The sequence below is a fragment of the Paenibacillus sp. sgz302114 genome (assembly GCF_056120345.1).
In genome coordinates, this window is record NZ_JBVYOI010000003.1 from 382,013 (window position 1) to 407,364 (window position 25,352).

25 protein-coding genes and 1 other annotated feature are annotated in these 25,352 nt (G+C 51.2%); of the genes, 1 reads left to right on the forward strand and 24 read right to left on the reverse strand.

The window, feature by feature from the left end:
- Positions 1 to 114: 114 nt before the first annotated feature.
- The 10 genes from pyrE to lspA all read right to left on the reverse strand — a co-directional run bounded on the left by pyrE (position 115) and on the right by lspA (position 11,932).
- Entirely contained in the window at positions 115 to 759 is a 645-nt protein-coding gene (pyrE, locus tag AC0LWF_RS11005; protein WP_126015782.1) for an orotate phosphoribosyltransferase, read from the reverse strand.
- Positions 760 to 1,491, reverse strand: coding sequence for an orotidine-5'-phosphate decarboxylase (gene pyrF, locus AC0LWF_RS11010; RefSeq protein ID WP_474651576.1), 732 nt, complete (start codon positions 1,489 to 1,491; stop codon positions 760 to 762).
- Between the two features lie 94 nt (positions 1,492 to 1,585).
- Positions 1,586 to 4,804 (reverse strand): carbamoyl-phosphate synthase large subunit, encoded by a 3,219-nt coding sequence (carB, locus tag AC0LWF_RS11015; protein ID WP_474651577.1) that lies wholly within the window; start codon positions 4,802 to 4,804, stop codon positions 1,586 to 1,588.
- Entirely contained in the window at positions 4,791 to 5,936 is a 1,146-nt protein-coding gene (carA, locus tag AC0LWF_RS11020) for a glutamine-hydrolyzing carbamoyl-phosphate synthase small subunit (protein WP_474651578.1), read from the reverse strand. The genes carB and carA overlap by 14 nt, the downstream gene beginning before the upstream one ends.
- 92 nt (positions 5,937 to 6,028) lie before the next feature.
- Positions 6,029 to 7,318: a dihydroorotase gene (pyrC, locus tag AC0LWF_RS11025; RefSeq protein ID WP_474651579.1), complete on the reverse strand. Its 1,290-nt coding sequence runs from the start codon at positions 7,316 to 7,318 to the stop codon at positions 6,029 to 6,031.
- 51 nt (positions 7,319 to 7,369) lie between these two features.
- The gene (locus AC0LWF_RS11030) at positions 7,370 to 8,275 is read right to left on the reverse strand and encodes an aspartate carbamoyltransferase catalytic subunit (RefSeq protein WP_474651580.1); all 906 of its coding nucleotides are present in this window, start codon (positions 8,273 to 8,275) and stop codon (positions 7,370 to 7,372) included.
- 18 nt (positions 8,276 to 8,293) lie between these two features.
- Positions 8,294 to 8,827 (reverse strand): bifunctional pyr operon transcriptional regulator/uracil phosphoribosyltransferase PyrR, encoded by a 534-nt coding sequence (gene pyrR / locus AC0LWF_RS11035; RefSeq protein ID WP_474651581.1) that lies wholly within the window; start codon positions 8,825 to 8,827, stop codon positions 8,294 to 8,296.
- Positions 8,828 to 9,137: 310 nt separating this feature from the next.
- Entirely contained in the window at positions 9,138 to 10,373 is a 1,236-nt protein-coding gene (locus tag AC0LWF_RS11040; RefSeq protein ID WP_474651582.1) for an LL-diaminopimelate aminotransferase, read from the reverse strand.
- Positions 10,374 to 10,482: 109 nt separating this feature from the next.
- On the reverse strand, positions 10,483 to 11,460 hold the full coding sequence (locus AC0LWF_RS11045; protein ID WP_474651583.1) for an RluA family pseudouridine synthase: 978 nt from the start codon (positions 11,458 to 11,460) through the stop codon (positions 10,483 to 10,485).
- On the reverse strand, positions 11,399 to 11,932 hold the full coding sequence (lspA, locus tag AC0LWF_RS11050) for a signal peptidase II (protein ID WP_474651584.1): 534 nt from the start codon (positions 11,930 to 11,932) through the stop codon (positions 11,399 to 11,401). The genes AC0LWF_RS11045 and lspA overlap by 62 nt, the downstream gene beginning before the upstream one ends.
- 192 nt (positions 11,933 to 12,124) lie before the next feature.
- On the opposite strand from lspA, the gene AC0LWF_RS11055 reads away from it, so the two are divergent.
- Positions 12,125 to 12,835, forward strand: coding sequence for a TraR/DksA C4-type zinc finger protein (locus AC0LWF_RS11055; protein ID WP_474651585.1), 711 nt, complete (start codon positions 12,125 to 12,127; stop codon positions 12,833 to 12,835).
- A gap of 45 nt (positions 12,836 to 12,880) precedes the next feature.
- Here AC0LWF_RS11055 and AC0LWF_RS11060 read toward each other — a convergent pair whose 3' ends face one another.
- The 14 genes from AC0LWF_RS11060 to AC0LWF_RS11125 all read right to left on the reverse strand — a co-directional run bounded on the left by AC0LWF_RS11060 (position 12,881) and on the right by AC0LWF_RS11125 (position 25,287).
- A complete protein-coding gene (locus tag AC0LWF_RS11060; RefSeq protein WP_474651586.1) occupies positions 12,881 to 13,213 on the reverse strand; it encodes a DUF5665 domain-containing protein in 333 nt (110 codons plus the stop codon).
- Positions 13,214 to 13,341: 128 nt separating this feature from the next.
- Positions 13,342 to 16,437 carry an isoleucine--tRNA ligase gene (ileS, locus tag AC0LWF_RS11065; RefSeq protein ID WP_474651587.1) on the reverse strand — a complete coding sequence of 1,032 codons (3,096 nt, stop codon included), beginning with the start codon at positions 16,435 to 16,437 and terminating at the stop codon, positions 13,342 to 13,344.
- A 47-nt stretch (positions 16,438 to 16,484) separates the two neighbouring features.
- Positions 16,485 to 16,756: a binding site (T-box leader), on the reverse strand.
- A gap of 117 nt (positions 16,757 to 16,873) precedes the next feature.
- The gene (locus AC0LWF_RS11070) at positions 16,874 to 17,374 is read right to left on the reverse strand and encodes a DivIVA domain-containing protein (RefSeq protein WP_474651588.1); all 501 of its coding nucleotides are present in this window, start codon (positions 17,372 to 17,374) and stop codon (positions 16,874 to 16,876) included.
- 110 nt (positions 17,375 to 17,484) lie between these two features.
- Entirely contained in the window at positions 17,485 to 18,267 is a 783-nt protein-coding gene (locus tag AC0LWF_RS11075; protein WP_474651589.1) for a YlmH family RNA-binding protein, read from the reverse strand.
- Positions 18,264 to 18,527, reverse strand: a complete 264-nt coding sequence (locus tag AC0LWF_RS11080; RefSeq protein ID WP_474651590.1) for a YggT family protein — start codon at positions 18,525 to 18,527, stop codon at positions 18,264 to 18,266. Before AC0LWF_RS11080 ends, AC0LWF_RS11075 begins: the two co-directional genes overlap by 4 nt.
- Before the next feature lie 7 nt (positions 18,528 to 18,534).
- Positions 18,535 to 18,987, reverse strand: coding sequence for a cell division protein SepF (locus tag AC0LWF_RS11085; RefSeq protein ID WP_474651591.1), 453 nt, complete (start codon positions 18,985 to 18,987; stop codon positions 18,535 to 18,537).
- Between the two features lie 51 nt (positions 18,988 to 19,038).
- On the reverse strand, positions 19,039 to 19,761 hold the full coding sequence (locus tag AC0LWF_RS11090) for a YggS family pyridoxal phosphate-dependent enzyme (RefSeq protein WP_474651592.1): 723 nt from the start codon (positions 19,759 to 19,761) through the stop codon (positions 19,039 to 19,041).
- The gene (gene pgeF / locus AC0LWF_RS11095; RefSeq protein WP_474651593.1) at positions 19,758 to 20,636 is read right to left on the reverse strand and encodes a peptidoglycan editing factor PgeF; all 879 of its coding nucleotides are present in this window, start codon (positions 20,634 to 20,636) and stop codon (positions 19,758 to 19,760) included. The genes AC0LWF_RS11090 and pgeF overlap by 4 nt, the downstream gene beginning before the upstream one ends.
- Positions 20,637 to 20,734: 98 nt before the next feature.
- Positions 20,735 to 21,019 (reverse strand): YlmC/YmxH family sporulation protein, encoded by a 285-nt coding sequence (locus AC0LWF_RS11100; RefSeq protein ID WP_474651760.1) that lies wholly within the window; start codon positions 21,017 to 21,019, stop codon positions 20,735 to 20,737.
- Positions 21,020 to 21,177: 158 nt separating this feature from the next.
- A complete protein-coding gene (gene sigG / locus AC0LWF_RS11105; RefSeq protein ID WP_090573745.1) occupies positions 21,178 to 21,960 on the reverse strand; it encodes an RNA polymerase sporulation sigma factor SigG in 783 nt (260 codons plus the stop codon).
- Between the two features lie 153 nt (positions 21,961 to 22,113).
- The gene (locus tag AC0LWF_RS11110) at positions 22,114 to 23,331 is read right to left on the reverse strand and encodes a hypothetical protein (RefSeq protein ID WP_474651594.1); all 1,218 of its coding nucleotides are present in this window, start codon (positions 23,329 to 23,331) and stop codon (positions 22,114 to 22,116) included.
- 14 nt (positions 23,332 to 23,345) lie between these two features.
- A complete protein-coding gene (locus tag AC0LWF_RS11115) occupies positions 23,346 to 24,188 on the reverse strand; it encodes a hypothetical protein (RefSeq protein WP_474651595.1) in 843 nt (280 codons plus the stop codon).
- Positions 24,185 to 24,874: an ABC transporter ATP-binding protein gene (locus tag AC0LWF_RS11120; RefSeq protein ID WP_474651596.1), complete on the reverse strand. Its 690-nt coding sequence runs from the start codon at positions 24,872 to 24,874 to the stop codon at positions 24,185 to 24,187. The genes AC0LWF_RS11115 and AC0LWF_RS11120 overlap by 4 nt, the downstream gene beginning before the upstream one ends.
- Complete coding sequence (locus tag AC0LWF_RS11125) at positions 24,871 to 25,287, reverse strand: GntR family transcriptional regulator (RefSeq protein WP_474651597.1); 417 nt, start codon at positions 25,285 to 25,287, stop codon at positions 24,871 to 24,873. Before AC0LWF_RS11125 ends, AC0LWF_RS11120 begins: the two co-directional genes overlap by 4 nt.
- Positions 25,288 to 25,352: the final 65 nt, after the last annotated feature.

Here is a 25,352-nt window from a genome sequence, read left to right on the forward strand (position 1 = left end):
CGAGTGAACCCAAACCAGAGTTACAGGAAGAAAGTGCCCGGGAGGAAGCCCCAGAAATCTCATTCTCCACAAAAAAAGACCTGAAGCTTCATTAAGCTTCAGGTCTTCATTCTATTATACGCCGAACGCTTGCGGGTTCTCGCGCCACGATTGCAGCAGCGCTACGTCACTGCTCTGAACGATGCCCTTCTCGGCTGCAACTTCGATCAGCGCCGAATAGTTGGACAATGTAGCGAGCGGAATGCCTTCCTGCTCGAATGCCGCCGCTGCGTGCGGGAACTGGTAAGTGAAGATTGCTACGACGCCTTGCACTTCGCAGCCAGCTTCGCGAACGGCTACAGCTGCTTTCAGCGAGCTGCCGCCAGTGGAGATCAGATCCTCGATCAGCACGACCTTCTGTCCCGGCTTGAAATGGCCTTCGATTTGGTTCGTCTTGCCGTGGCCCTTCGCTTTGTCACGCACGTACAGCATCGGCAGATTCAGCTTCTGCGCGACCCATGCCGCGTGCGGAATGCCGCCTGTTGCGATGCCCGCTACCGCTTCGCAATCCGGGAACTGCTCGCGAATAACGGTCGCGAAGCCTTCCGCGATCAGCTCACGGATTTCCGGATAGGACATCGTCAGACGGTTATCGCAATAAATCGGGGATTTCATCCCGCTTGTCCAAGTGAAAGGCTCATTCGGGCGAAGCGCTACTGCGTTGATGCTCAGCAGTCCGCTTGCGATTTCGCGTGGCAGTTGTTGTAGAGTTGTTGTCAACTAAATCAGCTCCTCGATGATGGATTGTAATGCTGCGCGCGGGTCGGCTGCTGCTGTAATCGGACGACCGATGACCATGTAGTCCGTTCCGGCTTCGATTGCTTGGCGCGGAGTCATAATGCGCGTCTGGTCGTTCACATCTGTGCCTGCCGGACGAATGCCAGGCGTGATGGTGCGGAATTCATCGCCGCAAGCTGCTTTAATTAGCACCACTTCCTGCGGGGAAGCTACGACGCCGCCAAGACCGGCTTGCTTCGTCAATTGCGCATAACGCACAACCGCATCCTGCACCGAACCGCTAATGCCGATTTCTTCGTTCAACACCGCCCTGCTAGTGCTTGTCAGCTGTGTTACAGCAATGACGAGTGGCCGCTGCAGCGACGAATCAGCTGCGATAGCAGCGTCCACGCCTTCCATTGCCGCTTTCATCATATCGACGCCGCCAGCTGCATGAACATTGAATACGTCAACGCCAAGCTTCGTAATGCTGTTCGCGCCGCCTTTGACCGTATTCGGGATATCATGCATTTTCAGGTCGAGGAATACTTTGTAGCCACGTTCCTTCAAGCTCCTGACGAAGCTAGGGCCTGCAGCATAATACAGCTGCATGCCGACTTTCATATAACACGGAATTCCTTCAAGGCTGGACACCAGCGCTTCCGCCGCCGCCGCGTCAGGATAATCCAGCGCAACCATAATACGGCCTGCCGCTTGCTCTCTCGTTAGACTCATTTCCGCTCCACCTTCCCGTGTTCTTCGCTATACGAGCATGGCGAAAGCCTGCTTGTGGGCAGGCTTTCGCGGCCGTTAACGACCGTAATCTCTATTATTTCTTCGCTAGCACTGGCATAGGACGCGATGCGAAGTTAATCGCTTCGAGCATGTTCAGCAATGCGCGAACTGTATCAAGCGATGTCATACATACAACGCCGTTCTCTACTGCTTCACGGCGAATACGGAAGCCGTCACGCTCTGGCGTCTTGCCCTTCGTGAGTGTGTTCACGACGAAGTGCGCTTGGTTCTCGCGGATCAGATCCAGAATGTTCGGCGAGCCTTCGCTCAGCTTGTTCACGCGTTGTACGCGCAAGCCAGCATCTTCGAGTGCAGTCGCTGTACCGCCAGTTGCGACAATGTTGTAGCCGAGCTCGTAGAATCCACGCAGAATCTCGATCGCTTCCGGCTTGTCTTTGTCCGACACGGTAGCGATGATCGAGCCTGTTGGCGGGATGCGCATACCAGCACCGACCAAACCTTTGTACAATGCTTTCGCATAATGATAGTCGCGGCCCATAACTTCGCCCGTCGATTTCATCTCAGGTGTCAGTGTCGGGTCAACGCGGCGCAGCTTCGCGAACGAGAAGACCGGCACTTTAACCGATACATACTCGTCTTCCGGCCACAGGCCGTTCGAGTAACCAAGACTCGAGAGCTTCGTGCCAAGAATCGCTTGTGTTGCCAGGTTCGCCATTGGAATGTTCGTTACTTTGCTCAGGAACGGAACTGTACGCGAGGAACGAGGGTTAACCTCGATTACGTACACTTCGTCCTGGAAGATGACGAACTGGATGTTCACAAGACCGATGACGTTCAAACCGCGAGCGATTTTGTCCGTAATCTCAACCATCTTCTGCTGCAGTTCCTGCGAGATCGATTGCGGCGGATATACCGCGATCGAGTCACCGGAGTGAACGCCGGCACGCTCGACGTGCTCCATGATACCTGGGATCAGAACCGTCTCGCCGTCGCAGATTGCGTCGACTTCCGCTTCTTTACCAAGCATGTAACGGTCGATCAGAACCGGATGCTCTGGATTGATTTTTACAGCTTGCACCATGTATGTCAGCAATTCTTCATCGGAGTATACGATCTCCATTGCGCGTCCGCCAAGGACGTACGATGGACGAACGAGCACCGGATAGCCGAGGCCCTCTGCAGCTGCAACCGCTTCGTCAACGGAAGTAACTGTTTTGCCCTTCGGTTGCTTAATGTTCAGCTCGTTCAGAAGCGCTTCGAATTTCTTGCGATCTTCAGCAGAGTCGATGCTCTCCAAGCTGGAGCCAAGGATACGTACGCCTGCTTTCGTCAGTGGAGCAGCGAGGTTGATCGCTGTTTGGCCGCCGAACTGTACGATAACACCGATTGGCTGCTCTTGCTCGATGACGTTCATAACGTCTTCGAAGAAGAGTGGCTCAAAGTATAGACGGTCGGATGTGCTGAAGTCAGTCGAAACCGTCTCTGGATTGTTGTTGATGATAACCGCTTCGTAGCCTGCTTTCTGAATCGCCCATACCGCATGTACCGTCGAGTAGTCGAATTCGATACCTTGACCGATACGGATTGGACCGGAACCAAGTACGAGCACTTTCTGCTTGGTTGTTTCCGTTACTTCGTTCTCTACCTCGTATGTCGAGTAGTAGTACGGCGTTGTCGCTTCGAATTCCGCTGCGCAAGTATCAACCATTTTGTAAACTGGCTTGAGGCCTTGCTCCAGGCGGTATTTGCGAATATCGTACTCATCGATCATCGTCGTGTGGTTGCCTTCGCGGCGAATTTCAGCAATGGAACGATCCGAGAAGCCTTTGCGCTTCGCAGCGTAAAGCTGCTCTTTGCTCAGAACGGACGCAGCGCGCAGCTCTGCTTCGAATGCGACGATGCCTTCGATCTTGTCAAGGAACCACCAGTCGATCTTCGTCAGGTCTTGAATGTTTTGCAGCGCGTAACCGCGGCGGAACGCTTCCGCTACGAGGAACATGCGCTCGTCATCCGGCTTCTGCAGGCGCATTTGAAGCACTTCTTCGCTCAGCTCGGCCGCGTCTTTCAAGTGGAAACGGTGTGTGCCGATTTCGAGGGAACGGACTGCTTTATGCATCGATTCCTCGAATGTACGGCCAATCGCCATCACTTCGCCTGTTGCTTTCATCTGCGTGCCCAGCTTACGGTTCGCGCTTGTAAATTTATCGAACGGCCAGCGCGGAATCTTCGATACGATGTAGTCCAACGTTGGCTCGAACATTGCATAGGTTTGACCCGTTACCGGGTTCACGAGCTCATCCAGTGTATAACCAACTGCGATCTTCGCAGCCATCTTCGCGATCGGATAGCCAGTCGCCTTCGATGCGAGCGCCGACGAACGGCTTACACGCGGGTTAACTTCGATGACGTAGTATTGGTAGCTGTATGGATCAAGCGCGAATTGTACGTTACAGCCGCCCTCGATGTTCAGCGCACGGATAATTTTTAGCGACGCCGAACGAAGCATTTGGTACTCACGATCGGACAGCGTTTGGCTTGGTGCTACAACGATGGAATCGCCTGTGTGTACGCCAACCGGATCGAAGTTCTCCATGTTACAAACGACGATACAGTTGTCGTTCGCATCACGCATAACCTCGTATTCAACTTCCTTCATGCCTGCGATCGACTTCTCGATCAAGCACTGGTTAATTGGGCTGTAACGAATACCTGATGCAACAGTCTCCAGAAGCTCCGTTTCGTTCGCGCAAATACCGCCGCCTGTGCCGCCCAGTGTGTATGCTGGACGAACGATGATCGGGTAGCCGATTTCATTTGCAAAATCAACCGCTTCCTGCACCGTCGTTACGATTACCGAATCCGGCACCGGCTGCTCCAGCTCACGCATCAGATCGCGGAACAAATCGCGGTCTTCCGCTTTCTCAATCGCTGTCAGCTGCGTACCGAGCAATTGTACGTTCTCGCTCTCCAGCACGCCTGCACGTGCCAGTGCAACCGCCATGTTCAGACCTGTTTGTCCGCCCAGAGTCGGCAGCAAGCCGTCAGGACGTTCTTGACGAATGATCTGTGTAACGAATTCCAGCGTGATTGGCTCGATATAAACTTTATCAGCCATGTTCGTGTCCGTCATGATTGTAGCCGGGTTGCTGTTGATCAGAACAACCTCGTAGCCTTCTTCCTTGAGCGCTTGGCAAGCTTGCGTACCAGCGTAGTCAAACTCAGCTGCTTGCCCAATGACGATTGGGCCAGATCCGATAACGAGAATTTTTTTCAGCTTATTATTTCTGGGCATATTGCAGTTCTCCTCTCAATGATGCAGCAAGCTCGGCTTGACGCGGTTTTTGCGGATTGTTCTTCTTATGGGTACGGATCATATCCAGGAAATCATCGAACAGGTAGCTCGAATCGTAAGGTCCTGGAGCTGCTTCCGGGTGATATTGTACCGAGAATGCCGGGAATTCCGCATGCTTGAGACCCTCGATTGTGCGGTCATTGTTGTTAATATGCGATACTTCAAGCTTCGTGCCTGCAACCGACTCTTCGACAACCGTGTAGCCGTGGTTCTGGCTTGTAATATAGCAGCGGCCTGTAGCCAGCTCCTTCACCGGATGGTTGCCGCCGCGGTGGCCGAACTTCAGCTTCGCTGTGTCAGCGCCGCAAGCGAGTGCGAACAGTTGGTGTCCAAGGCAGATACCGAAGATCGGATATTCGCCGAGCAGCTCTTGAATCATCTTCACCGCGTGCGGCACGTCTTTCGGATCGCCAGGGCCATTGGACAATTGAATGCCATCCGGGTTCAGGCGGCGGATCTGATCTGCTGTTGTGTCGTGCGGAACTACGACAACGTCGCAGCCGCGTTTCGTAAGCTCGCGGAGAATTCCGCTCTTCGCGCCGTAGTCGACCAACACGATACGCTCGCGGTCGCCAGGGCTCGAGAAGATGCTCTTCGTCGATGTACGAGCAACTTGATCGCGCATCAGCTGCGAGATGTTCAGACGCTCTGCAAGCTCTTCTACACGCTCAGCGCCAGTCGACAAAATGCCTTTCATCGTACCGAAGTGACGCAGCTTGCGAGTCAACATCCGTGTATCAATATCGCTAATTCCGATAATGCCATACTCTTTCAGCAGGCGGTCAAGCGTATATTCCGCTCTCCAGTTGCTTGGCACTGGCTCGTGACGACGAACGACAAACCCGTGAATATAAGGGCGAACCGCTTCAAAGTCATCGCGTGTAATGCCGTAGTTTCCGATTAGCGGATAGGTCATTGTCACGATCTGTCCACAATAGGACGGATCAGATAGCACCTCTTGGTAGCCTGTAATCCCGGTATTAAATACGACCTCACCCGCGGATTGTCCCTCAGCGCCAAAGCCGAGTCCTGTAAACAGTGTGCCGTCTTCCAACAACAATCTAGCTTGCATCCGTATCACTCCTAAAAGTTATTGCGAATCTTCCCATGTAGCAATTGAAGCATCCGCTGCGTTATCGAATTATGATCTTTATTTCGCTATTCTTACAGTTCCGACCAAACGACATTCCCATTCACGATTGTCGCTACCGGCCAGCCGTGCAGCTTCCAACCGCCGAACGGAGTGTTCTTGCCCTTCGAAGCGAAGCTCTCTGGATTCACTTCACGCTCGTTCTCAAGATCAACGATCGTGAGATCAGCCGGTGCGCCTGCTTGCAGCACGCCGCTCTTGAGGCCAAATACGCGAGCTGGATCTTCAGTCATGCGCTTCAAAAGGAATCCAAGCGTCCATTTGCCCGTGCGAACGAATTTCGTGTACATGAGCGGGAAAGCTGTCTCGAAGCCTGTGATGCCGAATGGAGCCAGCATCATCCCGCGTGCCTTCTCTTCTTGGCTATGCGGCGCGTGGTCGGTAACAATCATGTCGAGCGTGCCATCTTCCAGGCCTTCGATAACTGCCTGCACGTCACGAGGGGAACGAAGCGGCGGGTTCATTTTCCAATTTGCATCCATGCTAGGGATATCTTCATCCGAGAGGATCAAGTGATGCGGACAAACCTCGCCGGTCACTTTAATGCCGATCTGCTTCGCCATCCGAATCAGTCTTACCGATTGTTCTGTGCTGACGTGGCAGACGTGGTAGTGAACGCCGGTCGCTTCTGCGAGGAGGATATCGCGTCCAACGTGAATCGCTTCGGATTCGTTCGGGATGCCCTTCAAGCCATTCTCTCTTGCGAACTTGCCATCAGTCACCGCCGCGCCGACTACGAGGGAGTCATCCTCACAGTGTGCGATAACCGGCATGTTCATCGAAGCTGCCAGGTTCATCGCGTCCTTCATCATTTGCGCATTCTGCACGCCAACGCCGTCGTCCGTAAAGCCGATTGCGCCCGCTTCCTTCAGCGCCGCGAAATCTGTCAGCTCGCGTCCGAGCTCGTTCTTCGTAATCGCCGCATAAGGCAGTACGTTCACGATGCCGGCTGTTGCCGCTTTATCCAGTATGTAACGCACCGTTTCAGGCGTATCCGTTACTGGGCGCGTGTTCGGCATACATGCGATTGTCGTGAAGCCGCCGCGTGCTGCCGAGCGTGTGCCGCTCGCGATATCTTCTTTATATTCAAAGCCTGGTTCACGCAAGTGAACATGCATGTCAATGAAGCCTGCGGAAATCAATTTTCCATTCGCATCAATCGTATCATGGCCTGCCGTGTCTGGATTGCCTTCCGATGCATCTTGAATGGCTTGGATGAGACCATTCTCTACACGTACATGCTTGCGAGTCGCTTCGCCTCTCTGTTCGTCCCATACGAGACCGTTAAGTATCCATAATGCCATTGTAGGTTCGTTCTCCTTTATCGCGCTGAAGTATGTTGATTGACATCGATGTTAGGCTAGTGCCCGTTCAATAACAGCCATCCGAATCGGCACGCCGTTCTCCATCTGCGGGAAAATGCGTGATTGCGGGCTTTCGATGACCGCATCGTCGATCTCAACGCCGCGGTTAATCGGTGCCGGGTGCATGATGATCGCATGCGGCGCGATTGTTGCTGCACGTTCCTCCGTTAACCCGAACTGCTCGCGGTAAGCCTCTGCCGGTCCCATCATACCGTCTTCATGGCGTTCAAGCTGCACACGCAGCATCATGACGACGTCCGAGCGAAGAGCTTCTTCCATTGTGACATAAGGTGCGTTCAGCTCCGGCGCACGCAGATTGTCCGGCGAGCAGAACTTCACGTTCGCTCCAAACTTCTGCAGAGCGTACAAGTTCGAGCGAGCCACTCGGCTATGAAGCACATCGCCGATAATCGTGACCGTCAAGCCCTTCAGCTCACCGAACTGCTTGCGCATCGTATACAGATCAAGCAACCCTTGCGTCGGATGCTCATTGTTGCCGTCACCAGCGTTGATGAGCGGTACTTTGATCTTCTCGCTAAGCTCAGCCAGCACACCGTTCGGCTTTAGCCGGATGATGCCAGCGTCGATGCCCATCGACTCCAGCGTGCGGACCGTATCATAGATGGATTCGCCCTTCTGGACGCTGGACACGGCTGCCGAGAAATTCAGCACTTGCGCGCCAAGCCGTTTTTCCGCCACTTCGAAGGAGAACCTCGTTCTTGTACTATTCTCAAAAAACATATTCGCTACAAATTTTTCATGCAGCACCGGATTTAGCTTGTTCGAGCTGGCTTCCCAATATGCCGCCCGATCAAGAATCGAAGTAATTTCTTCTTGGCTAATCTCCTTCAGTCCGAGCAAGCTTCGTTCTTTAATCAATGTTGCTGTTCTCGTCATGTCCAAAGCTTCCTCCTTCTAATGGATGATTGTTACTTGTTCGTTCACGTCCACTTCCTGGAGGGACACTACAATTTGTTCAAGCTTCGAGGTTGGTACGTTCTTGCCGACATAGTCAGGTCTGATCGGCAGTTCGCGATTACCTCTATCTACAAGCACCGCCAGTTGAATGAGCTGCGGTCTGCCACAATCCATCAGTGCGTCCATCGCTGCGCGAATCGTCCGCCCGGTATAGAGCACATCGTCGAACAGAATGACTCGTTTGTCTTTCACGTTCACAGAAGCTGCATTGCCGATGGAGGCCTTCGAGATCCCGGCTTCCCGATCGTCGCGGTACGAAGTGATGTCGAGCTCCTGCACTTCTACCGGCGCACCTTCGATTTCGCAAATCTGTTCGGCTACTCGCTTCGCCAAGTAAATGCCTCTAGTCCGAATCCCGACAAGGACGCAATTGTCGATGCCTTTGTTCTTCTCGACAATTTCGTGGGCAATTCGCGTTAATGCGCGCCGTATAGCCGCTTCGTCCATAATGATGCGATGCTGTTCATCCATCTGGATCAATTCCCTCCTGGCGGTTCTTCACCGAATAGCTGCTTTAAACTGCTGGCTGGGCACAAAAAAAAACTCCTTGCGAGAGTTCGCAAGGAGTTTAACTGTTTACGCCGGTGATCAACTATAGGATGTAAGGCAAGCCCCGTCAATGCGTAGGCACGCAAAACGAATAGGATTGTCCTGCTATAAGTTGAATCAGCGAATCACGTTACCTTGCCAGCCTCTCTGGACTGAATTAAAGGTACTGCTGTTCATTAGAAGAATTATCTCATGAAAGAAACATCCATGTCAAGATTGTTTTCTTCTAATGCTACAGCGACAATTTCGTGATCCGTTCAATCGCTTTTTCCGTATTCTCGCGGCTACCGAACGCCGTCAAGCGGAAGTAGCCTTGACCTGCTTGACCGAAGCCCACACCTGGCGTTCCGACAATGTTCGCTTCCGACAGAAGCTTGTCGAAGAATGCCCAGGAATCAAGGCCGTTTGGCGTCTTCAGCCAAATGTAAGGCGCGTTCACACCGCCGAATACTTCAAGGCCGAGCGAAGAAAGACCTTCGCGGATAATGCCTGCATTCGTCATGTAGTAGTCGATGATGGAAGCGATTTGCGCTTTGCCTTCCGGCGAGTAAATCGCAGATGCGCCGCGTTGCGTTACATAAGATACGCCGTTGAACTTCGTTGTGTGGCGGCGGTTCCACAGATCGTTAACGAGCAATACGTTGCCGTCTGCATCCTTCGCTTTCAGCTCGCGAGGCACAACTGTGTATGCGCAGCGTACGCCCGTGAAGCCAGCTGTCTTCGAGAAGCTGCGGAATTCGATCGCAACTTCCTTCGCGCCTTCGATCTCATAGATGCTGCGCGGAACGTCAGCTTCTTGAATGAACGCTTCGTACGCGGAATCGTACAGGATGATGCAGTCATTCGCTTTCGCAAAATCAACCCAGCGCTTCAGCTCTTCCTTCGACAGCGTCATGCCCGTCGGATTGTTCGGGTAGCAAAGGTAGATAAGGTCTACTTTGCGGTCAGGCAGGCTTGGCGTAAAGTTGTTGGAAGCGTCGCATTTCAAGTAAACGATGTTCTCGTATTGGTTCGTTTCCTTATTGAACTTGCCGGAGCGGCCAGCCATAACGTTCGTGTCGACATAAACCGGGTAAACCGGGTCTTGTACGGCTACTACTGCGTTCTCGCTGAAAATCTCTTGAATATTACCAACGTCGCACTTCGAACCGTCGCTTACGAACACTTCGTTCGTTCCGATGTCGATGCCGCGTGCTTTATAGTCGTTATTGATAATATCGTTGATTAGGAAGTCATAACCTTGCTCCGGACCATAGCCGCGGAATGTGCCTGGATTCGCAAGCTCATCTACCGCTGCATGCATCGCTTTCGTAATCGCGTCTGGAAGGCCGCGTGTTACGTCGCCGATACCGAGGCTAATGATTTGAGCGTTCGGGTTATCTTGGATGAACTTCGTACGGCGTTTCGCGATTTCGGAGAACAGGTAGCTGCCTTGCAGCTGTGTATAGTTTTGGTTAATTTGCGTCATGGATATTCCTCACCCTTCGTTTCACTTATTACACTTTGAAACAATCATAGCGTATCGGGTGTATGAAGCCACATAAAGTATATGGCGAAAAGTTTGCACTAATCTACAGTTAGCGCTGCCGCAGAATCATCAATTCATGCTCAATATCTGACGGAATCGGCGCTTCGAATTCCAAGTATTCGCCTGTGCGCGGATGAACGAATCCAAGTACCGCCGCATGCAGTGCTTGCCCCTTGAGGCCGATCGTCTTATTCCGCCCATAGAGCGGATCGCCAGCGAGCGGATGCTCGATGTACTTCATATGTACACGAATCTGATGTGTACGTCCGGTTTCGAGCTTCAGCTCAAGCAGCGTATAGTCCCCGAATCGTTCAACCACTTGAAAATGAGTGATTGCGTGCTTGCTGCCTTTGTGAATGACTGTGAACAGCTTCCGCTCCTTTGGATCTCTTCCGATTGGCGCATCGACCGTTCCGTGCTCATGCGGCATATTGCCATGAACGAGCGCGAGATATTTGCGAGTGACGCTATGCTCCTTGAGCTGCGCCGCAAGCGATGCATGCGCAAGATCGTTCTTCGCCGCCATTAACAGACCCGAAGTATCTTTGTCGATACGGTGCACGATACCCGGGCGCATCACTCCGTTAATGCCCGAGAGGTCCTTGCAATGGTACATGAGCGCATTCACAACCGTGCCGGAATAGTGTCCCACAGCAGGATGAACAACCATTCCGCGCGGCTTGTTGATAACGATGACATCACTGTCCTCATAGACGATATCAAGCGGAATCGGCTGCGCCTCAATGACAGCTTCCTCCGGCTCAGGAATAATAACCGTGACCTGGTCGGCCACGGCTAGTTTGTAATTCGCTTTGACGGCTCGTCCGTTCACGAGTACAGCCCCGTTCTTGATCCAATCCTGCACTTGCGTACGAGATACGGTTCCTTCTTCGATGCTCTCCGTCACATATTTATCAAGGCGCTCGCCAGCATCAGTATCTTCAATCGTGAATGCTAGCGGTTCCTCACCCAATAATTCCTTGTTGTCCATTAAGCTCATCTTGTCCATTCCGTTCTTGTCTGTCATTTGAATCTCCGTTCTCATTCTTCGAAGTAATAAAAGCATCCAACAAAATCAGGACGACACCGACAAAAATACCAGAGTCTGCCAGGTTAAATATCGGGAACACATAGCTGCCAAATGTGAATTGCAGGAAATCGACCACTTCACCATACAAAGCGCGCTCCAGGAAGTTACCAAGTGCGCCGCCAAGAACCATACCAAGCCCCGACAAAAGCAAAATTTTTCCAGAGTTGCGAATTCTCGTTATGTACCACACGATGCCGACAATGACGATAATTGTAATGGCAACGAAAAAGATACGCTGATTCTGCAAAATGCTGAACGCCGCACCTTTATTCCGGACGGATGTAATGACGAAGAAATCGCCAAGCACAGGCTTCATCTCGCCGAGCGTCAAGCTGTGCTCAATCCATTTTTTGCTCAAATAGTCCACTACAAATACGAATACCGCGAGCCAATAATAGTAATATTTCACAGCATATGCCCCCTTGTCCCAAACATTGTAGCATATGAAGGCTATTGCAGACTAGAGGCGCTCCTGTCCCCCTTCTGCCAGTGTATCCATGAATGCCCGTCTCTAAAAATGGCGCACAGTGCAGAAACTAACGTCACGAAGCAGCGAAATGCAAATCACCACCATGCGAAGACGAAAAGAGGGCTTGCACTGATGACGAACCTAACGAATAACCAGCTCAGCAACTTGCGCAGCAGTCTAGTCGTGGAGAAGGCTGCCATCGAACAGCGGCTCGCCAGTAGCGATCATTATGGCTTAGCCAGTTCATACAAAGATTCCTCTGGCGATTTATCCTCCTATGATAATCACCCTGCCGATGCGGCAACGGACACTTACGAACGCGGCAAGGATATTGCGCTGCATGAACAGGAAGAGCTTCACTTGAACCGTATCAATGCAGCGCTGGAGGCAATGGAGAACGGCTCTTATGGCAAGTGCAGCACTTGCGGTGAGAAGATTCCGCACGCACGTCTGCAGGCGTTGCCAGATACGCTCTATTGCGCGGCGCATTCGCCTCGTCAGGACATCTCGGACCATCGGCCAGTGGAAGAACAGTTTCTCTATCCACCGTTCGGCAGAACGAGCATGGATGACCATGAAGATGGTTATAACGGCTTTGATGGCGAAGACGCTTGGCAAATCGTTGAATCGTACGGCAACTCCGATTCACCTGCCATGTCGGAGAACGCTAATGTGCAGCGATACGACGAAGTCGGCATTGAGGCAGACGAGGCTGATGGTTATGTCGAAACGCTCGAGAGCTTCCTAGCCACCGACATTACCGGCAAGCATGTCAGCGTAGTACGCAATAAAGAATATTACAGCTACATGGAGCATGAAGAAGGCGATCATACGCTGGAATAACAGCACTTAGATCGCCAAATTTTCGATCATTTGAACTTTTGATTCTTAGTAGGTCTTGCCTTCGAGCTGTCGCTGTACGATTCGAACAATGTCCGCAATGTAATCGCCGATAATCGGCAAATTGAGTGCGCCGAGCAACTGCAGCACGTAAAGAATTGTCGCAGCGAAGAAAGTAAATCCAATCGCAATGCCAATGCCGCGCGACGTGCCTGCGAGCAAGTTGCGCCATATAAGTGATAGCGGCCTATTCATCAGTAAAACGTAATCTGAAATTTGCGATCGCTCCATCCCGATGACGACTTTCTGCAGCCTTTTCTCCAGCGCGTCAATGGAATGTCGCACACCTTTCAGATCCTGTTCGTTGTTATCTTCCGACATGGATATATCCCTCCCCAGGGTGCATCACAAAAAAAGCCCATGCACGGCTTGCGGGGCAAGCGGCAAATGCCGCTCGCCCCGCAAGCTAAAGTACATGGGCGTTCGTGTTGTTTGCTGCTATGAGGTTACTATACCCTTACAACGGAAATTCCAATCTCGCGATCACCTAGCGATACACGTTCCATATCGTCTGCCTTCGCATACTCTACGCTCTTCAGCAGGACGTTCTCAAACAGAACGGATTCGAACGCCGTAAGCGCCGCTTGCAGCTCAGCATCTGCATCAAGCACGAGGTGAACACGCATCTCGATTGGCAGATCAAGCTTTTTGCGCGTATCTTGCACGGCACGAATGACTTCACGAACAAGACCTTCCTGTTCCAGCTCAGGTGTAATATCCGTGTTGATCGCAACGGTCAGCTGATAGCCGGAAGCCGATGCAAAACCGGACTTCGCTTGTTTCTCCACTAGCAGCTCATCAAGCGTAATGTCGAAGCTTTCGCCTTCCGCAGAAGCGAAGCTCAGCACGCCAGCCTTGACGATATCGCTAGTTTGCTGCGCCGTCAGCGACTTCAAGTAGCCTTGGATCGGCCCGACATGCTTGCCGTACTTCTTGCCCGCTACTTTCAGGTTCAGCTTGAACGTGAAGTCCACGAAGCCGCTGTCGCCGCTTGCGATCGTGATCGCTTTGACGTTGATTTCATCCTTGATGACATCCTCGTACGGCGCTAGATCGAACTCATTATCAAGGGCAACGATCAGCTCGGAAAGCGGCTGACGTGTCTTGATGCCTGTTTCGTTACGAACGTTACGTGCCAGCTCAACGATCTGTCTTGCTGTTTCCATATCACGCTCAAGCTTCTCGTCGATTGCGGCTTCATCTGCCTTCGGATAGTCCGCCAGATGAACGCTGCTGCCATCGCCAAGGTTCGTGTATACATCCTCGGCAAGGAGCGGAGCGAATGGAGCGATCAGACGGGAGAGGGTCAGCAACACGGAACGAAGCGTGCCGTAAGCATCCAGCTTATCGTCAGTTAAGCCGCTGCCCCAGAAGCGGTCACGGGAACGGCGGATATACCAGTTGCTCATCTCATCGACGAATACTTCAATGCCCTTCGCCGCATTCAAGAAGTCATAATTCGCAAGATACTTATTCACTTGCACGATAAGGCTGTTCAGGCGCGATACGATCCAGCGGTCCAATTGGTTGTCGGATACACGAACTGGCTGAGCAGCCGGGTCATATCCATCAATGGAAGCATAGAGCGCGAAGAACGCATGCGTGTTTACAATCGTATCGATTACTTTCGACTTCGCTTCGCCTACGATGCCGCGGGAGAACCGTTTACTGTTCCACGGAGCGCTATCCGCAAGAAGCGCCCAGCGGAAAGCGTCTGTACCATACTCGTCGATGATTTCCCACGGGTCGATAACGTTGCCCTTGGACTTCGACATCTTCTGACCGTTCTCATCGAGGATATGCCCTGTGGAGATAACCGCTTTGTATGGTGCTTTGCCGTTGTACAGCGTTGATACCGCCAGCAAGCTGAAGAACCAGCCGCGCGTTTGGTCGATCCCTTCGCAGATCATATCCGCTGGATACTGCTCGGCGAACGTTTGCTCATTCTCGAACGGATGGTGGTACTGCGCGAATGGCATCGAACCGCTGTCGAACCAAACGTCGATCACTTCGGATGTTCTTGTCATCACGCCGCCCTCGCAGTGCGGGCAATGCAGCTTCACTTCGTCCACATATGGTTTATGCAGCTCGATATCTTCCGAGATCGCTGTCGTCGAATGCGCGACGAGATCCGCTCTGCTGCCTGGGGAATGTTGGCCGCCGCAGCTATCGCAGATCCATACGTTCAGCGGCGTACCCCAGTAACGGTTACGGCTGATGTTCCAGTCTACGAGATCTTCCAGGAATTTGCCGAAGCGGCCTTCACGGAGGTGGCCTGGATACCATTCCACACCGCCATTGTTCGCGATGAGCTGATCCTTCACAGCCGTAGTCTCGATGAACCAGCTGTCTGTTGCATAGTAGATCAGCGGCGTCTTACAACGCCAGCAGAACGGATAGCTGTGTTCATAGCGCTCTTTGGAGAAGAGCAAGCCGCGCTCGCTAAGCATCTTTACGATATCTACATCGCACTCTTTAACGAAGCGTCCCGCAAGATCTGTAACGAGCTCCACATAGCGGCCAGCGTTGTCGACTACGTTCAAGAAGCTTACGCCGTTCGCACGGGCAACCTTGTAGTCATCATCTCCGTGTGCAGGCGCGATATGAACGATACCTGTACCGCTTGAATCGCTGACGAAGTCGCCAGGGATGATAAAGTGGCCATTCTCGACCTCCGCATAATTGAACGGAGGCGCATATTTGAGGCCCAGCAATTCTTCGCCTTTCAGCGTCGACCCAACCTCGTACTCGCCTTTAAACACGCTCTCCACGAGAGCCTTAGCGACGATGAACGCTTCACCCCCCTGAGCTACGCGTACATACTCCAGATTCGGATTAACAGCAAGCGCCACATTCGCCGGAAGCGTCCAAGGCGTCGTCGTCCATGCGAGCACAGACTCGTTCGAGCCAGCGAGCTTGAACTTCACCGTCGCACTAAGATCCTTCACGTCTTCGTAGCCTTGTGCCACTTCGTGCGAGCTAAGCGTCGTCTGGCAGCAAGGGCAATATGGGCTTACGCGGTGACCGCGGTACAGCAGCCCTTTGCTATGAATTGTAGATAAGATCTGCCAAACGCTCTCGATATAGTTATTATTCAGCGTAATGTACGGATCGTCCATGTTCGTCCAGTATCCGATCGCTTCGGTCAGCTCGCGCCATTGACGCTCGTATTCGAATACGCTGTTTTTACATTTGTTGATGAACGCTTCAACACCGTAGTTCTCGATCTCTTGTTTGCCAGAGATACCAAGTTGCTTCTCAACGCCTAGTTCAACCGGCAGACCGTGCGTATCCCAGCCAGCCTTACGCACAACCCGGTAGCCGTCCATCGTCTTGTAGCGTCCGATGAAGTCCTTGATGACACGGCCAAGCATATGCCCGATGTGCGGCGCACCATTCGCTGTCGGCGGTCCTTCATAGAATACGAAGTTCGGCTTGCCTTCCCGATTCACGATGGACTGCTTGAACGTATCTTCCTCTTTCCACTTCGATAGAACACGCATATCGCGGCTTCTTGCTTTCTCTTTCACATCGACGCGCTGCATACCTCATACCCCTTTTCCTGGTTCAAAATAAAAAAAGCCCCGCCCCTGTAAGGGACGAGACTAAATCTCGCGTTACCACCCTAATTCCAAGCTAAGCAAATAAACGCCCGCTAGCTTGGCACCTTCGTCACGGATGCATGCATCCGAGTTCCTTGTAACGGTGGACATCCGGCTGATGCTTACTGCTTATGGCGTCCATAAGGTTCTGCATCGCTTCTCGGAGATGATATTCCGCAAGTATAAGCACACCGGCTTTCAGCATAGACCGGCTCTCTGGGGAGCTAATAGCTTGCGTACTCGTTCTCGTCAACGAAATACACATATAGAATGATTATTACCATTTATACGCCATTCCATTACAAATGTCAAACCAAAACAAAACTTTCTTAACATTATAGAATGTTTACCGTCAGAAGACGGCGACAGCCGTTTACGCTTAGAACCCGCGACTGCTTTCCGCAGAAATGGTTGAAGGCGGTCCTTCGAGTGAATCCCAACTGTCATGGCTGAGCAGCTCAAGCTGCGCTTCCACGAGCGTACGGAATCTTGCGCGATAGATCGAAGCCTGCTTCTTCAGCTCTTCGACTTCAAGCGCGACTTTACGGGACTTGCTCAGCGATTCGTTAATGATGCGGTCTGCATTCTTCTCCGCTTCCTTCACGATCAGCTGTGCTTCCTTCTTCGCGTTGCCGCGTACTTCATCAGCCGCTTCTTGCGCGACGATAATCGTCTTGCTAAGCGTCTCTTCAATGTTCGAGAAGTGGTTCAGCTTCTCTTGCAGAGCAAGTGCCTGGTTCTGGATCTCTTTGTTCTCGCGAATGAGCGCTTCATAATCTTTAATGACTTGATCGAGAAACTCATTCACTTCATCCTCGTCGTATCCGCGAAGACGTCTGCCGAATTCTTTGTTATGTATGTCCAATGGCGTGAGCGGCATTGGGGCACCTCCTGAGTGTTATCGAAGGGGAAAAAACGTGAAGACGTTTAATCCTTCCAGAATAAGTCTACTTCTCAATTCGACAAGGGAAGCCAATTTCCTGCAAACAATTAGATATATTTGCCGATTTTGACTCTTACTCTGCCTTTTTTAGTTATTCCTTCAACAACAAGCACTTTGAAACGCCCGAGCCCTTGCATCGAGACGACATCGCCTTCCGCAAGCGGCGTGGACGGATCCTCCTCCACTCGCCAATTCACTCGGCATCTGCCAGCGCGAATCGGATCAACGATCTTCGTTCGACTAATCCGGTGCACGTCGCTTGCGATACCGTCCAGACGCAAAGAAGCCACCGACAGGTTCATCTCTTCCATGGCAGACACAGCCGGCTGCAGCTTCGCAAGCGGCAAAATTTCCGTCAGGACATGAACGCGGTGGACTTGACGCAGATGAATATTGATATAATCGGCGATCTCCTCCATAACGAGGCAATGACACTTGTCTTCGTGGATGTGCAGATCACCGACTCGGTCACGCTTAATGCCGAGTCCCAGCAAGGAGCCCAAATAGTCGCCGTGATCGAGCTCCAGATGGCCCTTTGTATCGCCGGATACTTCGATCAAAGCGATACCTTCCGGCTCATCGTCGAGATAGCGATAGTCCGGCGCGATAATAGCTCGTCTTCGTTCAGCGCCTTCGTATCCTCCGAACAGCTTGAGCTGTACTCCCTGATTCCGGTTCACAAGCATCGTTACGATCTCTGCTTGTCTCGGATCAAGAAAATCAGTCTTCTTCATCTCATGCAAATTCGCTGCCCGCTCCACCCATTCCTCTGCTCGGTCGACGAAAGCCCGCTCATCTGGATGAAAGTGAACATAGATCTCGTTCTTCATACGATCATATCGATAACCGAGATCAAACCAAGCGCGACGAAACGAAGTGCGAACAACGCGACGATCGGCGAGATATCGATTACTCCGCCAATGGACGGAATAAATCTGCGGAATGGCGCTAGATACGGCTCAACAAGCTTACTCAGCAGTTCGCCGATGAAGCTATCGCGCAAGCTAGGCAACCACGATAGCAGGACGTATGCAATAATCATATACGTGTAAATTTGGGATAGCGTCAATATTAGGCTTGCAATGCTCAACTTACGGTCACCTCATTTTTTTGTAGTCTTGCTCATCGACCAGCATTTCGGATATCGCGCCTTGAATCTCCACCGTGTCCGGTGTGCAAAGAAAAATATTCGCACCTACCTTAGAAATGCCGCCGTTCAGCGCATAGATCGTTCCACTTAGAAAATCAACGATACGTACCGCCTGATCGGAGCGAACACGCTGCAAATTGACGACGACTGAGCGATGTGAGCGCAGGTGGTCGGCAATTTCTTGCGCTTCCTCGTAGGAACGCGGCTCATTCAGTATGACGCGGACATTCTTCTGCGAATGAATGCTGACGATATTATTACCCTTTGCAGTTTGTTTACGTGCCTCGAAAGGAGAAGTTTCAACTTCTTGCTCTTCTTGGTTATCGATTCGCTCACGTTCTACGACTTCTTCTTCGTCTTGCAAGCCGAGAAAATTCATGAACTTGTTCATCATTTCCAATCGCCCTCTTTCTATTAGGTTAGTGCTGCGCCTTCATCACTGCGGGTGCAGCTAGCTCTTCCCGACAAGCACCGTTCCAAGTCTTAACCATGTAGCGCCTTCCTCGACAGCAACCTCGAAATCACTAGACATGCCCATCGACAAGCCTGTTATCGGCTTGCTCAGCACGGCGCTTTGATTCAATTCATCTCTAAGCTGCCGTAAGCCCCGAAACACGGGACGCGACTGCTCGCCATCGCTGTCCAGCGGCGCCATCGTCATCAAACCGACAGGCTCGATGTGCGAGAATGCAGCCAGCTCCTTGGCAAAATTCCCGAGATCCTCCGGTTGCAGGCCGTGCTTGCTATCTTCCCCGGAAACGTTCACCTGAATAAAGCAAGGTACGACAATGCCCAGCTGCTCCGCGCGGCGTTCAATCGCCTGCGCTAACGAAAGCCGGTCCAAAGAGTGTATGTATGTGAATTTCCCGACGACATCTTTTACTTTATTCGTTTGAAGCGATCCGATAAAATGCCATACAGCTTGTCCAGCCGGCGAATTGTCCGAGCTATCGTCCCAATTCGTCCCTGTAATTGCATTCCACTTCTCCGAAGCATCCTGCCAGCGGTTCTCGCCCAAATGAACGATGCCCGCTCCCAGCACTTGCTGCGTCTGCTGTACGCCTACATACTTGGTAACAGCGATAAGCTCAATCTCCGAGCGCGCTCTGCCGCTTCTGGCACATGCCTCAGCGACCCGCTGCTCTACATCATCAATTCTTTGCAGTAAGGTCACGCTTCAAAATCTCCTTCTCTCATACCGATCCAGCTAGCCATTCTTCCGGTCGCGCCGCCTTCCATTCGATGCGAGTAGAAGACATCCGTCGAGCAGCCGGTACACCACTCTGAACATTCGATATGGCTCGGCAAAATTCCTGCTTTTATCATAATCTGTCGGTTCAATTCTTTCAAGTTTATCCTAGCCTTGCCTGTTGTGGTCGGATGTACCAGCATGGATTCATCCAGCTGCAGCTCCTGAATGATCGGTTTCACGCGATCGAGTACAACATCATTAACCTCATAGCAGCAGATGCCAATCGACGGGCCGATCGCACCGCGTATCGTTGCAGGCTCACAACCGAAATTCGCCACCATCGCTTCGACCGTCTCGCGGGCGATCTCAAGCACGGTGCCTTTCCAGCCAGCATGCGCCAGAGCAACGACTTCCTGTACCGGATCATAGAAATAGAGCGGCACACAATCCGCGTAAAACGAAGTTAAGAGCATATTCTTCTCATTCGTAATAAGCGCATCCGTATCTTGCAGCGCAGCTGCACGGCTGTCCTTGCCTTTGCCGCGGTCTTCCGCACGCACGACATGAACATGGCTGCCATGGACCTGCTCCGCGCATGTCCACGCTTCGAACGAGTATCCGAGCGCTTCCGCGATGAGCTCACGGTTACGAATGACATGAGCATCCTCATCCCCAACATGCAGCCCGCAATTTAGCGATTGCCATGGTGCTGCGCTTACGCCGCCATCTCTTCCTGTGAAGCCTGCCGTTAATCCTTCGAACCCGTTCGTCCAGTCAGACAATAAAAAAAGCGAAGGCGTCTTCGCTGTATGTTCAATCCCTGCATCACTTGATCGTACAAATGGTTCCCTACTCATCGATTTCACCTCAAATTCCAGTTTACCATGCAAGCAGCCTCCCTTGCGAGCGCTCTGGCCCATCAGGAAGGCTGCTGCCTCAGTTCCTCATATCGAGTTTAGCGGCTTTCACGCACCTGCACGTCGTCCTCTTCCGCACGGTACACCTTCGCATCATCAATACGCACAAGTACGACATCCGTTCCGATCTTTACAATATTCCGCCACGGAATGATGACATCGGTACCGCCGCCGAACAAACCGAAGAAACGGGAATAATTCGGCACGACGATCGAATCAATTCGGCCTTGCCGCAAATCCAGCTCCAAATCGCTAACCTGCCCAAGCTTACGGCCGTCCACAATATTAATGACGTCTTTCGTTTGAAAATCGGAAATTTTCATATTCACCGTTCACCACGCTTCCAATAGGGCTGTTCCTCCAGCAATCGCTACTGTTATTACTATATGTGCCTAATGGGCAAAATGTCCTGCTAGGCAGTAATTAAGCCTTCGAAGCACGCAAAAAAACGGCGCAGTGCGCCGTTTCACGTTAAGGTCTATTAAGTTTTAACATGCTTCTGCATTTGCTGTATGGCTGACTTCTCCAGCCGGGACACTTGCGCTTGCGAAATGCCGATCTCGTCGGCCACTTCCATTTGAGTTTTCCCTTCGAAGAAACGCATAGACAGTATCATTTTTTCACGTTCATTCAGTTTATGCATCGCTTCGCGCAGAGCAATTTCTTCGATCCACGATACATCCTTGTTTTTATCGTCGCTAATTTGGTCCATCACATAGATGGGATCTCCCCCATCATGATAAATCGGCTCGAACAATGATACCGGGTCTTGAATGGCATCGAGCGCAAAGACAACATCCTCTTTTGGAACGTTCAGCGCTTCGGAAATTTCAAAAATCGTCGGCTCCCTTGAGTTTTTGTTCGTTAAGCTGTCGCGTACCTGTAACGCCTTATACGCAATATCCCGCAAGCTGCGCGATACGCGAATCGGATTGTTATCCCTTAAGTAACGGCGGATTTCACCGATAATCATCGGAACAGCATAGGTCGAAAACTTAACATTCTGACTGAGATCGAAATTGTCGATTGCTTTCATGAGGCCGATGCAGCCGACTTGGAATAGATCGTCGACGAATTCCCCACGGTTGTTAAACCGTTGAATCACACTAAGCACGAGTCTCAAGTTGCCATTGACTAATTTCTCTCTTGCTGCCCACTCATTCTGTGTTTGCAATGCGGTAAATAGCTCGCGCATTTCCGCATTCGTGAGGACGGGCAGTTTCGCGGTATCCACTCCACAAATCTCGACTTTGTTTCGGGTCAACGTGATTACCTCCCAAGGAGAAACATTAATGTTCAGTATCTCCTTGAGACCCCAATTTATTCCCGATTCGACAAGAAGAAACACGAACCGAGCTATGCATAAATGGATTCAAAAAACAAGCCCCGGCGGATTGCCGAGGCTTTACTGCATCTGTCATTTATCAAGATACAACCAAGTAATCTGGAGCTTCTTCAACAGCTCTGTATGCTTGTCGCCTTGCTCATTGATATCAACCGCACCGACGAATACAACCTTGCCTTGCTTCAAGTCAGCAATAATGACTTTTGTTATATCGCCATCCGGTGTTGCCATATAAAGACGGTCGCCATAGACAACGACATTCGAAGTTGGTAAATAGGGGATTTCGAAGGAGCGCTCCGCTTTGGCCGAAATGCTGTATATCTTCGCTTTCGTACCCGCTCCACCACTTGCGAGTTCGATAATCGAATCTCCCGAGACGTATACCTGTGGATTTTGCGAGCTAGTCGACTCCGAGTTGCTTTGAGAAGTGAATGCCGGTACAGCGTCCGTCTTGCCTGATACAAGATTGTAGATGAAAATCGCTTGCTCCGAGCTTTCCACAAATTCATTGCCGTCTTTGTCCTTCGCAAACTTCTGCGTCGTCTGCTGGTACATGAGCCATTCAGATGGCGCCGATATTTGTGAGGACTGCAAAATATTATAAGTCACGATTCTCCCGTCATCCAACCGTTTATCAGCGAGAAATACACGATCCCCGGTGATGCTCTTCTTGCTCAAATCAATCGTGTAAGCGTGTATCTCCTGACCAGGGGTATTCTGCTGATTTCCATTCGCTTTGATCAGATTGTACGTGAGGACTGTCATCGTTTGACCTGTCACCTGCACATCGGAGGTGGATATCCAGTTGTACTTCTCCTGCTCAGGGATCGGGACAGTGAAGCTAGTTTTATCTTTGGTCTTTAAGTCCGATACCGTTGCGCTGATCCGGTAATTCCGGTTATCCAAGTCATTGCCGCCCTTAATATCGGCATACGCCAGTACTTGCCCGTCTTGATAGAAACCGTTGTACGTTTTCTTCCCGCGCAAAAAGTTTCTGTGATCCTTCAGCATTTGCTGTAAATCCGGACTATATTTGAACATTTCGTTCTCTCGGAACGAGTCGAAGAAGGACTTCTCTTGGAAGTACTTGCTGCCTTTCGCATTGATATCTAGTGAACCGTAATCCTTCGATTCACCTTGAAGCACAAGCGATTTCGCTTCGTTGTCGTCACCGGAAACGGTTAAGAGCTTATATTCCGGGAAGCTTCTTGCAGCTGCTGTCACGTAGTAGGTGCCCACGCTTCCTAAGATGAAGATGACGAGCAGAATAGAGAACCAATAGCGTTTCATTCGTTGTTTACCTCCTATACCGAAATCTTCTTATTCATTAAGAAGAAGCTGATTGCTAATGACATGGCACCGATGAGAACTGCAATGATGAGCTCAATGATGAACAGCTCTACCGGATACAAATAATCATAGTTGCTCCGGTTCGTAATTAATATTGGTGCGCACAGGAGCAGAATAGCGATGCCGATATAGATCAGCCCGGCAAGAATGCCCTTTAATCGGTAGCTGCGCTCCAACAGAATCGCCGTGAACAAGATCATGACGAACACTGCGCCACCGCCATACCATAAAATAAACTCTGTAAAAGTGCTCGGGATCAGGATGCGCAGCAGCGAGTGACCTTGAATAACCGTCATCATAGACTCCGTGCCTCCTCTCAAAGCTGGATCGATAATTGCTTTGTACAAGCTGTACTCGAGCGGCAAAATGAGCAGTTGGAACGATACAAGCCCGAGCACGAACAGCAGAATGGCGCTCAGCTTAGCCAAATACATATTACGTCTATCTGTCGGCAGCATCAGCAACCGGTAAATAAACATGTTCTTGCCTGTCCATTCCCTGTACCAAATCAAGAAGACATACAGCGAAAGCGCGCCGATACTGAGTGCGATCGGAGCAAGAAACCATAGGTTAGCGCTGCTTAGAAGATTCGAGAAGCTATTGACGCCGTGCTCCGCAACAAATTTCGCATACGTATCCGTTGTCGGCCCCATGCGGTCATGAACATTAGTCATAAACTTGCTGCTTTCATAATAAATGCCAAAGCCTTGCATAAGCAGTGTCACTGCGAAGAGCGATAAATACAGCTTCCAGAAACGGGCTACCTCCATATGGAGCAGCTTCAAGTAACGATTCATCCGTGGTACACCTCTCTCATAACATCCATAACCGACTTGCCATGTTCCATCCTCATATCCTCACAATTGAATTGACGAGTCACAGTCCCGTTGTCGATTAGCACGACTTCATCAATCAAATGCTCAATATCGTTGATTTCATGCGTTGTTATGATGACGCCTCGATCCTCGACAAGCTTGCTCGTGAATACCTCTGCAATCTGCTCCCTGCTAAAAATGTCGATGCCAGAGAACGGTTCATCCATCAGCACGTAATCTACATCAAGCGAAAGGCCATGGAGCAGATTCAGCTTTGCTGTGTTCCCTTTAGACAGCTCAGCGATGCGATCCGTCCGCTTAAGCTTGAAAAATGCCAGCATCTCTTCTGCACGCTCTTCGTTCCAGCTCGCATAGAAATCTTTCATAAATTGCATGCTAGCCCCAACCGTCATGTTCGGAGGCATCGTTATATTGTCAGGCACATAAGCAATATGTTCGTAAATATGTTTACCGATTGGCATCCCGTCAATGAGAATGCTGCCGCCGTCGATTGGCGTAAGTCCCATGATAGCCTTGAGGACGGTCGATTTGCCCACGCCGTTGATGCCGATGAGGCATGTAATCTTTCCTTTATCCGCCGTGAACGATACGTCCTGAAGCACTTTTTTGCGACCGTATTTCTTGCGGACCGATTTCAGTTCGATCATGCTTGCTCCTCCTTCGTGACTTGATTATACGTGCTCTCCACTTTGTTCTTTACGATGGCGAGCAGCTCTTCAACGGGTACCTGGATCTTTGCTATAGATAACACGAACGCATCCACTGCGTCGGTAATCAGTTCATTCCGAATGAGACTTAATACATGCTCATCTGTCGTTATGCGGCTAGGCGAATTCCCCTCCGTAACAATCAATGCCTGCTCCTCCATTTCTTTGTAAGCCTTCTGCGCCGTGTTTGGGTTAATCTTCAGCTTGCCTGCGATTTCACGTCGTGACGGTATGATCTGTCCCTTCTCGAGCCGTCCCGTCGCAATCTCTTCTTTGAAATACCTGACTACTTGAAGGTAGACAGGATCGCGGCTGTTAAACTTCAACTCCGCACTGCCTTCACCAGCTTGCATACGCTCCAACTCCGTCTTGTTAAGTGTGTGTACTACTTAGTTCATACACTTCATACGTGTACTAT